At 26.3% G+C, this 11963-nt stretch carries 10 protein-coding genes; 3 read left to right on the forward strand and 7 right to left on the reverse strand.

The window, feature by feature from the left end; translation table 11 throughout:
• Nucleotides 1–107 precede the first annotated feature (107 nt).
• Nucleotides 108–1724, reverse strand: a complete 1617-nt coding sequence (locus ACA134_RS08475) for an ABC transporter substrate-binding protein (RefSeq protein WP_409199979.1) — start codon at nucleotides 1722–1724, stop codon at nucleotides 108–110.
• A 163-nt stretch (nucleotides 1725–1887) separates the two neighbouring features.
• The gene (locus ACA134_RS08480; protein WP_409199980.1) at nucleotides 1888–2607 is read right to left on the reverse strand and encodes a DUF4012 domain-containing protein; all 720 of its coding nucleotides are present in this window, start codon (nucleotides 2605–2607) and stop codon (nucleotides 1888–1890) included.
• 201 nt (nucleotides 2608–2808) lie between these two features.
• Here ACA134_RS08480 and ACA134_RS08485 point away from each other — a divergent pair, with 201 nt between their 5' ends.
• Nucleotides 2809–3087, forward strand: coding sequence for a hypothetical protein (locus ACA134_RS08485; protein ID WP_409199981.1), 279 nt, complete (start codon nucleotides 2809–2811; stop codon nucleotides 3085–3087).
• Between the two features lie 18 nt (nucleotides 3088–3105).
• On the forward strand, nucleotides 3106–5214 hold the full coding sequence (locus ACA134_RS08490) for a heavy metal translocating P-type ATPase (protein WP_409199982.1): 2109 nt from the start codon (nucleotides 3106–3108) through the stop codon (nucleotides 5212–5214).
• 210 nt (nucleotides 5215–5424) lie between these two features.
• On the opposite strand, the gene ACA134_RS08495 is transcribed toward ACA134_RS08490, so the two are convergent.
• The 5 genes from ACA134_RS08495 to ACA134_RS08515 all read right to left on the reverse strand — a co-directional run bounded on the left by ACA134_RS08495 (nucleotide 5425) and on the right by ACA134_RS08515 (nucleotide 11419).
• Nucleotides 5425–6108: a TIGR00297 family protein gene (locus ACA134_RS08495; protein ID WP_409201098.1), complete on the reverse strand. Its 684-nt coding sequence runs from the start codon at nucleotides 6106–6108 to the stop codon at nucleotides 5425–5427.
• A 70-nt stretch (nucleotides 6109–6178) separates the two neighbouring features.
• Nucleotides 6179–6754, reverse strand: a complete 576-nt coding sequence (locus tag ACA134_RS08500; RefSeq protein WP_409199983.1) for a 30S ribosomal protein S3ae — start codon at nucleotides 6752–6754, stop codon at nucleotides 6179–6181.
• Between the two features lie 374 nt (nucleotides 6755–7128).
• Complete coding sequence (locus ACA134_RS08505) at nucleotides 7129–10491, reverse strand: Ig-like domain repeat protein (protein ID WP_409199984.1); 3363 nt, start codon at nucleotides 10489–10491, stop codon at nucleotides 7129–7131.
• 16 nt (nucleotides 10492–10507) lie between these two features.
• A complete protein-coding gene (locus ACA134_RS08510; protein WP_409199985.1) occupies nucleotides 10508–10843 on the reverse strand; it encodes a NifB/NifX family molybdenum-iron cluster-binding protein in 336 nt (111 codons plus the stop codon).
• 9 nt (nucleotides 10844–10852) lie between these two features.
• Nucleotides 10853–11419 (reverse strand): flavodoxin family protein, encoded by a 567-nt coding sequence (locus tag ACA134_RS08515; protein WP_409199986.1) that lies wholly within the window; start codon nucleotides 11417–11419, stop codon nucleotides 10853–10855.
• A 146-nt stretch (nucleotides 11420–11565) separates the two neighbouring features.
• Between ACA134_RS08515 and ACA134_RS08520 the strand changes: the two genes are divergently transcribed.
• Nucleotides 11566–11961: a DUF2178 domain-containing protein gene (locus ACA134_RS08520; RefSeq protein WP_409199987.1), complete on the forward strand. Its 396-nt coding sequence runs from the start codon at nucleotides 11566–11568 to the stop codon at nucleotides 11959–11961.
• The last annotated feature ends 2 nt before the right edge of the window (nucleotides 11962–11963 follow it).

An 11963-nucleotide genomic window follows, 5' to 3' on the forward strand; every position in this document is an offset into this window, starting at 1 on the left:
TAAATAATCTCCAAAAAAGTAATACATTTTCATATTTTTTTATTATACAGTTAAGTTACATTATTTATTATAAATAGCTTTCTAAAAAAAAAGAAAAAGTAAATTTATTATGAATTTACTCTTTTCCAATCATAAATATTTCCAAAAATATCTCCACCATGAGGTTGAATAGTGGTTGTATTTTCTGAAATATCTAATGTATTATCAACAAAATAAGGATAATCAACAAAAACTGTCCATAACCATGGTGCATCTCCTTTTGGTGAAATTCCATTACTACCATCCCATGATACTTGTGACCATGAAGAATAAGATGATTCTTCACTAGATTTCATAGCTTGATCCATATGTTGATTTACTTCAGAATTATTATAATATGATGGATTATCATATCCATTTCCTGCAAAATCCCCATAATATTGATGATATAAAGAAGAAGGATCTACACTAGCATATCCCCATACAACACCATTTGAAACTTTTTGGCTATCAATTTCATCCCAACTTTTACCTTCAGCTTCAATTTCTATGCCAAATTCTTTTGCTTGTTCTGCAACAGAAATAGCAATTGCTTGACGAGTTGTATCTTCGGAAGGATAGAATACCTTGAATGTTGCTTTTGTACCATTTTTCTCAACTATTCCATCATTATCTGTATCTTCCCATCCTCCTTCTTTTAATATTTGTTTTGCTTGTTCAATATCACCATCTTCAATAGCTGCTTCATCATTACTCCAAGGTAAAGCAGAACCAATTCCATCAAACGATTTATTACCTTGGCCATTTAAAGGACCATCAATTAAATCTTGTCTATTAATACCATAATTTAATGCTTTTCTAATATTTTCATCAGCAGTAACATTATTTCCAATAGCATATCCATCTTCAGTAGTATTGCCTTCATTTGGAACTACAGGTAAAGAAATTCCACGAGCATCAACAGAATCTAAAATAATTGCACTCATATTTGAAATATCTTCTTTTGCATAAGATAATGGAACTTCTGCAATATCTACTTCTCCATTTTTAGCAGCTGCAAAAGCTGCATCATTTTCTAAAAATAAAATGGTTAATTTTTTAAATTCTGGCTTTTCATTATAATAATCATCGTTTAATTCAAAAATAGCTTGTTGACCTTTATCCCACTGAACAAATTTATATGGTCCTGATCCAATAGGATTTTCCCCATAAGATTCATTGTTGTATGATGCTTCAGGAACAATACCTAAAACACAAAGTTTATTAATAAATGTAGAATCACTATCACTTAATTTAAATTCTACAGTAGTATCATTAATTGCAGTTACATTTTCCATACTAGATAAATCACATGCAGCTCCAGATTCTTTAGCTTCATTATATGTAAATGCAACATCTTTAGCTGTTAATGTTGTATTATCATGAAACTTAACATTATCTTTAATATTTACTGTATATGTTTTTAAATCATCACTAACTGAATAACTTTCCGCTAAATCATTATTTAAAGACATGTTACCAGTTCTTTTTAAAAGTGTACTTTGAACTAATGATTCAGTTCCTGATGAACTTCCCCATCCTTGAATAGGATCAAAACCTGTTTCTGGTTCTCCTCCATGCGCTCCTACAGCTGCAACTAATTCATCAGGATTTCTCTCAACAGAAGACCCTCCTAAGAAAATAGCTGCCCCAGCTATACATATAACTAATACAATTCCTATTATTCCAAGATATTTTTTATCCATAATAACTCTCCATTATAATCATATTGCAAAAGTATTACAAATTTTAAAAAATTACATCAATGAGTAATACTTTTTAATAATAAATTATTATTAATGCAATAAAAAATAGTTATGTTTTTGAATATATAAAGATTTCGAAAAAAAAATTAGAAAAATAAAAAAATTAAGAGAAAAAGGAATTTAGTCCTTTTGAAGCTATCAATTCAGCGAAAGCTCCTTGAGGAGTCATAACAATATTACCTTTGGAATATTGGTCAAAAGCTGTTTCAATCATTGTTGCTCTTTTTGTAGGATCATTAGCAGATTCTGCAACAGCTTTAGCTACTTCCATAACTGCATCTCCTCTTGAGAGACCATCAGAATCTTGTTCATCTCGAATAAAATCAATTCCAGTACTATTAATTTCTTGTCCATTAACTTTTAATGGACTTGCAGCTGCAAGAATAGAATCTAAAGCTTCAGAATTTACAGCAACCACCGCATCAATAGATACATTTTTTTGATATTCTACAATTTCCTTAGCATACTTCATAGATTGCTCATTATCTTCATACCAAAAAGCATCATGCAATAGCAATTTTTCACCTGCACCCTGTTCTTGGGCTTCTTGAGGTTCTGTTGCATTTGGATGTGTTAGTCCAGAAGGATAAATCGGAGTATATCCTGTTAAAGTACCATTATTTAATTCTATAATAAATGCCATGTCACAACCACCCATTCCAGGCCTAGGTTCTCCTTCATCAACCGCACATACAAGTATATTTTTTTGACCTGTAGAAAGTTCCCCTTCATTGTCAAAAAATAATGCACCTCCAGTAACAATAATCAAACCGATTAAAATCACTAACAAGTTTGCAATAATAAGTTTTTTGGTACGTTTCATAGCATCACTCAATATTATAAAGAAATCATATAATTAAACTATAATACTATCTGTATTACATTATACTTAAACTTAAGCTTTTTATAAGATATTTTGACATTTAAGTAAAAATAAGAAAAATATATATAATGAGTGTAATAAATTTAAGTTTACCTAAAATATATTTAGGGATATAATATAATAAATAAGGAGAGAAAAAATATGAAAGATACAATTGAAAAATTATACGACCATAAAGAAGCTTTATTATTTTGTGGAGGAATTGCAGCAGCAATTATAGGTAAGAAAGTACTTGAAAGTGAAAAAGTTAAAAACACAGCAGTAGATACAATGGCAAAAGCTATGGTGATTCAAAAAGATGCTGAAGAATCTTTCCAAAATATGAAAGACAGTGCTGAAGATATCTGCCATGAAGCTGAAGAAAAAAATAAAAAAGAAATATATATTGAAGACAAAGATGAAAAAAAGTCTAAAAAATAACTTTTCTAGAGCCATTATATGAAATTTGAAATCGTATATGACAAAGGAACACGAATAAGGTTAAGATTAGGAAGATATGCTTTTAATCAAAAAGAAGGATATGGGTTATCTGAACTAATACTTAAAAAGAAATGTGTCAAATCTGTAATAACTACACATACAAACGGAAGCATTCTTATTGAATATGATGATGTATCCAATAAAAATAATATATTAAAATTTATTTCTGGAATTGGAATAAATGATATTTATGAAGCTGAAGGTAGTGAAGAAGATTCCATAAGAGCTATTGATAATGAATTCTATTTTAAATTAACTAAAAAATTATTCACAAGATTATTTTTTAAAATATTCTTACCAATACCAATGAAAAATATCATAACAATAGCTAGATCATTTAAATATTTAAAAGCTGCTTTAAATAGTATATTGCATTTAAATATGAATGTTGATTTACTTGATGGATTAGCTATTGGTGGCACATTAATTGACAAATCTTATTCATCAACATCATCTATAATGTTCTTATTATCAATTTCTGATTTATTAGAAGAATATACAGTTAAGCGTACTAAAAATACATTAGAAAATAGTTTAGCATTAAATATAGATAATGTATGGGTTGTTGATGATGATGGTAATGAAATCAGCCAAGCACCTTCAAAAATCAAAAAAGGAGATAAAATTAAAATCAGAACTGGAGAAATAATTCCAGTTGATGGTAAAGTTCTTGATGGAGAAAGTATGGTTAATGAAGCTTCTATGACTGGAGAACCATTAGCTATTCAAAAAAATATAGGCAAAACAGTCCATGCTGGAACATTTATTGAAGAAGGCAATATAACTGTTGAAGTTGATTCTGTAAATGAAGATACAAGAATTAATAAAATTGTTAAATTAATTGAAGATTCAGAAAATTTAAAAGCAAATGTTCAAAGTAAAGCTGAAAGATTAGCAGATACTATTGTACCATTTAGTTTATTAACAACAGCAATAGCTTATTTATTAACTAAGGATTTTCAAAGAGCATTATCTGTATTAACTGTAGATTTTTCATGTGCTATTAAACTAGCTACACCTCTTGTTGTAATTTCAGCTATGAGAGAAGCATCTAATCATAAACTTCTAGTTAAAGGAGGTAAATTTTTAGAGGCATATGCTCAAGCAGATACTATAGTATTTGATAAAACAGGTACACTAACTAATGCATCTCCAAAAGTTGCTAAAGTCATTCCTCTTGGAAAACATTCAAGAGAAGAGATTCTAAAAATGGGGGCATGTATTGAAGAGCATTATGCCCATAGTGTTGCAAGAGCTATTGTAAAACAAGCTGAAGAAGAAAACTTAAACCATGCAGAAGAACATGCAGAAGTTGAATATATTGTAGCTCATGGTATTGTTACTCACTATGGTAAAAAGAAAACAATAATTGGCAGTAAACATTTTGTTGTTGATGATGAAAATGTTAAATTTACTAAAAAACAAGAAAAAATTGTAAGTAAACATGCTGATGATTATTCTATAGTATATTTGGCAATTGGTAAAAAATTAGAAGGTATATTCTGTATTGAAGATCCTGTTCGCGATGAAGCTAAGTCTGTTATAGCTAAACTTAAAAATTTAGGTATAAAACATGTTGTTATGTTAACAGGAGATAGTGAAAATGCAGCTAGTCATGCAGCTAAAGAATTAGGAATTGATGAATATAGATCACAAGTTCTTCCTGATGATAAATCTAAAATTATTGATGAATTTAAAAGTAAAGGAAACAAAGTTATAATGGTTGGTGATGGAATTAATGACTCACCTGCATTATCTTGTGCAGATGTTTCTGTATCTATGAAAAATTCATCAGATATAGCCCGTGAAGTAGCTGATATTTCTCTTCTATCAGATGATTTAAATGAGTTAATTACTTTAAAAGTTCTAAGTCAAAAAATGTTAGATAAAATCAATAATAATTATAAAATGATTGTATCTATCAATTCATCATTAATAGGTTTGGGAGTTTTAGGAACTATAACTCATACAAGTTCTTCTCTTTTACATAACTTATCTACTATGGGAATTGGTCTTTTAAGTATTAGGCCTTTGTTAAATGAAAAAGAACTTTCTGGAGAAATTTAATTTTCTCCTATTATTTTTTTTAAAAAAAAACTTATTTTTAATAGATTTTTAAAGTTGTTTATATTGAAAGTTTGAATTATAATTTATAATTTTAAAAAAATTAATTTAATTAAAATATATTTAGATTTAATTTAAATAAGTAGATATGAAAAATAGTAATTTAATTATAATCTTATCAGCATGTGTTTGTTAATTTAATAAAAAAAATATTTATATTACTAATAAAACACCTAAAAATGCTCCAGATATTGTTGCAATTAGATTTACATGTTCATTTTTTAAAACACCTTTCCTCTCAAGAACTGCACCAAGAATACTGTCAACAAAGCACCCTAAAGTTCCTGCAATAACAGCTACTTTAATAGATACAAAAGGATCAGATATTACACCTAAAATAAACCCAACAATTCCAATGACTCCAGCACCCACAATTCCTACTGCGGTTCCTAAAATAGAGATAGCTCCATCAGTTCCAGGTTCGACTTCTTCCATTGTAGTTATAAGTCTTGGTTTTTTTAAAATACCGATCTCACTAGCTAAAGTATCAGATGTTGCTGTTGCAACTGCTCCAATAAATCCTCCAGCAAATGGTAAATAATAACTTCCAAATGCAGCAAACATAAATGCTACAATACCATTAGAAATAACGTTAATTGCATTTCTTTGGCCTTCATATTTACCTAAACTCCTTTTATAAGGTTTAGCAAATTTAGTTGCAAAAAGGCTTAAAATCAAAAATAGTAAAATTATTAAAAGCCATGAGACACCTGCTGAGAAGATTATAACAACACCCATGACAACCATGAAAAGAGATCCTAAAAAGTCTAAAGCTCTACGTTTATAAGTAATAAAACCTAAAATAAAGAGAATAATAACATATCCCCAATTAATCATTAGTTTATCCACTTTAGAACCTCCAAAATAAATCAAAAATAGTAAAAATTAAAAAAAAAGTTAAGAATATCTATTCTATAACTTTACTTTTAATGATTTCTACTCTTTTAAGAGGGTAGATTTTCTTAGCATTGTGATAAATCTCAGATGCTAATTTACCATTAACAGTAGATTCTATGAGATCTTCGAAGCTTTTTTCTTTAGCTACTTCAGTTAATAACTCTTGAACAACTTCTCTCATATATTTTTGTTGGGAAGATTTAGATCTTCTTGTAGTTACTGCTAAAACATGGAGTTTTACTTTGTAATCATCTTTAGTTTTTACAATTTTGGAAACATCAATTCTACTAGTTCCTCTTCTAATCATACTTCTAACATAATCTGTAGTAGTTTTATGTCCTGTAAATTTAGTGTTAGCTGTATCCCCTGCAACATTATCTACTTCAAATCGTAATTTAATGTATTGTTTAGAAAAATCACCAGTTAATTCTCTCATAGTAACTTCGACTCCTCTACCTATAAGAAAATCAGGGTCTCTTGAAGGAGTTTCACCAATTTCTTTATCTCCAAATCCAACAGGAGTTTTAATTGTATACCAAGATTTTTCTTTCCATGTATCACGTACTCTACGTCTTGCTTTTGCCATTGTATCACATTTTGTTTTATTTTTTTGTAATTAATTTTATAATAATAATTAAAACAAGATAGCTATTGCTAAATGTTTTAGATTCTTAAAAAATCATCTGTCATTATGATATCTAATCTTTTATCAAATAAGCTATAAAATAATCTAATAAAATAATTTTATAGAAAATATCATAATATTTTCATGAATAGAATCAATCTATTCTCTTTTAAGTTATTTTAAGTAATATTAATCTAATAAGTTTTAAAAATATAAAACCCGCCCAATAAGGTTATTAATAATTTTTCAATTTATTATATTTAAAAGTTTTTAAAAAACATATCCAAATTAATATAAATAAATTATTTAAAAAAAATAAAAATCCTTAATAATAATTAAGGATTTACAGTAATATTATTTGAGGTTGAATAACCATTATACATTGCTGTTGCAATATAACTACCAGGATTAAGATTAATATTTAATTTAGCTATTCCATTACTATCAGATATTCTAGAATAAATTACTCCATTAATATTTATTCTAACAATCACATCAGATAACGGTTTACCTAAATTATCTAATACTGCAACTTCATATTGTTCACTATTTCCAAAATTCTTAATTAAATTCTTACCATATAAAATAGGTATTACTTCAATGATACTACTTATTTTTAAGTCGCTTTCAGGGTGTTCAACAGTAGCAACATATTTACCTGGATCTAAATTAATATTTAATGTTGCAATTCCATCTTTATCAGTTAAACGATAATAAATTACTCCATTTATATTTATAGATACATTTTTACCTGCAACAGAGTTATTATTACCATCCACCACAGTAATTTTATATTGAGTATCATTTTTATAGTGTTTAGTGATATTTTCAATGATTATAGTTGATAAAACATTTACATTACTATTATTTTCAGATTCTGCATATTTACCAGTTCCATTAAAGTAAACAGAAACTTCATATTTACCAGGACGAAGATTAATATTTAACTCAGCATTACCATTTTTATCTGTAATTTTCATATAAGATATGCCATTAATTTTTATATATACATTCATTTCAGATAATACTTCAAAATTAGAATCAAATAAAGTAATTACATATTTACTTCCATTTTTATAATACATTTCTAAATCATTTACTTTAATAATAGTATCTAAAAATTCTGAAACTTTAAAACTAGTAGAATAATTAGAAGAAGCATATTCACTATTACCTCCATAATAAGCACTTATATTATACTTTCCATTAGGCAAATCTGGAATTATAAAAGAAGCTATTCCATTAATAACATTTATATTTAAAATTGTATCATTAAATAAGACTTGAACAATAGCATTTAATTTATTATCTTCAAAATCTGTTAAATAAATAGTTATTGTAACATTACTACCTTCAATAACATTTTTAGCATCTATTAATAATTTAGATTCTTTAAAGGAAATTATTTTTCCATTTCGAATATTAGATTCATTTCCTCCACCATTATAAATTCCAGTAACAGTGAAATTTCCTATAGTCGTAACAGAATATTCATAAAAGCCTTTACCTTCTATAATTTCAACAATAATATTTTGTTTTTCACCAATAGCCATGTTAACAAATTTTCCAGTAATAGGATTTTTATTATCATCAGTAACAGTGACATTTATGGTTATTTTTGAGTTAACAGTTGTATAAATTGTATCTCCATTGATAAATGTGACTGTGGGATTTATAATAATATTATCATTGTAAATATAATTTTCTAGTTCCTCTGCAAGACAATTTTCCATAATATTGTTTTTTAAATACATTGTGGCATTATTATAAATAGCACCACCAATATTAGATGCTAAATTACCAATAAATTCTGAATTAGTTATATTTACTATATTTATAGGATTATAAGTTGCATTAACATGATTAAAATCATATTTCATACTAGCTATAGCTCCACCATACTCAGCATTATTATTTTCAAATACAGAATTAGTAATATATAATTTACCTCCATCAATATTAACTTCTTCAGGGTCTAAAATAGTATAATTTCCAGGATTAAAAATAGCTCCACCATAAGTAGCATGATTATTTTTAAATATAACTGTATCTATAATTAAATTACCACCATCATAAAAATCAAAAATATCATTTGCATAATCATAAACACAATAACCATTAAGTATAGCTCCACCATAGCTAGCATTATTATTGTAAAAATTAGAATTCGAGATTTTCATTTCTCCTGTATTAACAATTGTCGAAGCATATATATTTTCAATACTTTTTACATTATTATTTTCAAATAAACAACCCGAAATAACATGATTTCCTGCAAAATTAAATATAGCTGATAATGAAAAAGTATTATTAATAAAATTACTGTTTTTAATCATAGCTTCAGAATTTCTTATTGTAAAAATAACATATTGTGAAACAGTATTTGTGAAATTTGAATTATTAATATTAATTTTAAAAGGATTATTACCTGAGAAACCTTTTATAATAACAGCTGTGTTATTTAAAAAATTAGAATTATCAATATTAAGTTCAGAAAAACTCAATTGGATAAGGCCCATTAATTCATTTTTAGCAATATTATTTGAAAAATTAGAATTGAATATATTGATTTTTGAAATTTCTGGTTCTACACCTGATGAAATTATAACTACTCCCGCATCATCCATATTATTAGAATTCAAATATGAATTTTTAAAAATACAATTATCAATTAATGTTTCTCCACTATTAGGTTTAGATGTTTGATCCCATAAAACTCCACCTTGATTATATGCACCATTATTAGTGAAATTTGACATATAAACTTTTAAATCACTATTAAATTTAAATATGACTCCTCCAGCATTAGCTATAGAGTTTTCAAAATTAGATGCATAAACTGTTAAATTAGAATAAAATAAACTAATTGAACCTCCAGAAGGCATGAATTGTCCTTCTTCAATATTGAAATATTTTAAATAATTACCAGTAAAATTTGTTTTATTAATTTTTAAAGTTCCATTAAATACAGCTATAGCTCCACCATATTGTGTTGCATAGTTTTTATAAAATGTAGAGTTATTTATTTCAATTTTAGAATTTAGACTATAAATTCCTCCTCCACTAGAACTATTAAAATTTTCCTCATCAATTTTTAAAAATATTGATGCATTATTATTTAAAAAGTTCGTATTTGTTATAGTAAGATTACTATTAGAAATATAAATTCCAGCACCATTAAATGATTCTGAGCTAGTTTTATTAGAAATAAAATTATTTAAAAAATTAGAATCTATAATGATTATTGTAGAACTATTTGAATATATAGCACCACCATTAGAAGCAGAACTATTAATAAAACTTACATTTATTAAAGTTAATGCTCCTCCTTTTGCAACGTTTATTGCCCCACCTACTTCATTATATGAATTTTTTAAAATTAAATTTTTTAAGGTTAAATTACCATCAGATCCAATATTAAATATTCTTACTTGTTTTTCTGCGTTAATACCATCAATATATGAACCATTTCCATCTATTGTTTTAGTTGAATTAATGACAATACCATTTTCATATTGGTTAAATTCTGCATTAGCTAATTTATAATTTGAATCTAATATTATATTAGAATCTGAATTTATTTTATTATCTAAAGTAGTAAAATTTCCATCTTCAGCATTTATTACATTAAAACTTAAAAATAATATTAATATAATTAGTGTTAAAGAAAAAATTCTATTAAAATTCTTTATTTTCAAATTTTGCCCTCCTTTATTATATATTAAGTGGTTTATTCATAAATTTAGTATGTTCAAGATATCTATTTAAAACATCTTCAACAGTTCCTTCATCTTGAACAAGTTTGATATTAGCATTATCTGCTTTCATTTTAGATTTAAACCCGAATTTTAAAGAAATTATAGCCTCACAATCTTTTGCAGTATCTAGTACTAAGCTTCCTGAATGTTTTTTAGAAGTATCTACGCCCGTTTTTCTCTTTTCAAGAAAAACAAACTTATCTTCTTCAAGTTCATAAATATATAAACAAGTAGCTTTTCCAAGATGTGAATCTACAACTTCTCCATTTGAACTTGCAACAGCTATTTTCATTATAAAACCTTAATTTATTTTTTTAATTAATTTAGCTACATTTTCCCCAAATAGTTTTATAGTATCGATTCCTTCTGAATCCTCTGAAGATGTTCCTTCTGGGCCTGCAAAAACCATATTCCAATAGTTACTTCCAACTATAATCATATTATTTATATTAAAAAACATAGACATTTCTTGTAAAGTTAATGTATGTCCACCACGTCTTCCAACAGTTATTGGTCCGCCTACCATCCAATCTAAGAAATTATCTGTCCCTCTTGAAACTTTTCCTATTCTTTGAAGAGCTGCCATTATATCTCCTCTTGCTGTTCCAAAGTATACTGGTGCTGCAGGAATAAATCCATCTGAAACTCGTATTTTTTCAATAATTTCTTCTAATCCATCATTTAAAACACAATTACCCTTTTCAACACATTTATTACAAGCAATACATGATTTGATGTTTTTACCTCTAAAAGAAATAATTTCTGCATCAACTCCATTTTTTTCTATTTCTTCTCGACATGCATTTAAAACATCAAATGTATTACTTTCTTTGCGAGGACTTCCACATAATAAAATAACTTTTGACATAATTCATCTCCTTTTAGCTCTTTTTAATAATATATTATATTTTTGTTTTTATTATAATATTTGCTTAAAGTAAAGTTTATATAACATTATGTTAAATATATTTAACATTCAATATAGGACGTGATTATATTAATACAAAAATAAAAGTGATCATATTATTTTTAGCTTCATTTATAACTAATTTATTTTGGTTTTTAGGAGTAATATTTGCAGATATTAGTTATTTAATAGTTTCTGCATTAATTTTAGTCATTTTATTACTACCATTTACTTTAAAAAACTATAATGAATTTGATAAATTCTTTAAAACTAGAAAAGGTAAAGTTATAGAAGATGAAAGACAAACATATATAAAAGAACAAGCAGGATATATGACTTATGGAATTACATTAACATTAGCAATTTATTCTTTAATAGCTATTTTAACACTTAGAAATCAATATCCAGAATATCAAATAATAGTATATCCCTTAATTATTTTCATAATACTTAGTTTTATCATATATGGAATTTCATCAATATATTATAAAAGAAAATACTAATA

The sequence above is a fragment of the Methanobrevibacter sp. DSM 116169 genome (assembly GCF_046197865.1).
GTDB lineage: Archaea > Methanobacteriota > Methanobacteria > Methanobacteriales > Methanobacteriaceae > JAHKLT01.

Excerpts from the sequence above, each read along its gene's own strand:
- ACA134_RS08500 (WP_409199983.1), bottom strand. The coding sequence starts at position 6,754 with ATGGCAAAAGCAAGACGTAGAGTACGTGATACATGGAAAGAAAAATCT.
- ACA134_RS08495 (WP_409201098.1), bottom strand. The coding sequence starts at position 6,108 with ATGATTAATTGGGGATATGTTATTATTCTCTTTATTTTAGGTTTTATT.
- ACA134_RS08510 (WP_409199985.1), bottom strand. The coding sequence starts at position 10,843 with ATGAAAATAGCTGTTGCAAGTTCAAATGGAGAAGTTGTAGATTCACAT.
- ACA134_RS08475 (WP_409199979.1), bottom strand. The coding sequence starts at position 1,724 with ATGGATAAAAAATATCTTGGAATAATAGGAATTGTATTAGTTATATGT.
- ACA134_RS08480 (WP_409199980.1), bottom strand. The coding sequence starts at position 2,607 with ATGAAACGTACCAAAAAACTTATTATTGCAAACTTGTTAGTGATTTTA.
- ACA134_RS08485 (WP_409199981.1), top strand. The coding sequence starts at position 2,809 with ATGAAAGATACAATTGAAAAATTATACGACCATAAAGAAGCTTTATTA.
- ACA134_RS08515 (WP_409199986.1), bottom strand. The coding sequence starts at position 11,419 with ATGTCAAAAGTTATTTTATTATGTGGAAGTCCTCGCAAAGAAAGTAAT.
- ACA134_RS08490 (WP_409199982.1), top strand. The coding sequence starts at position 3,106 with ATGAAATTTGAAATCGTATATGACAAAGGAACACGAATAAGGTTAAGA.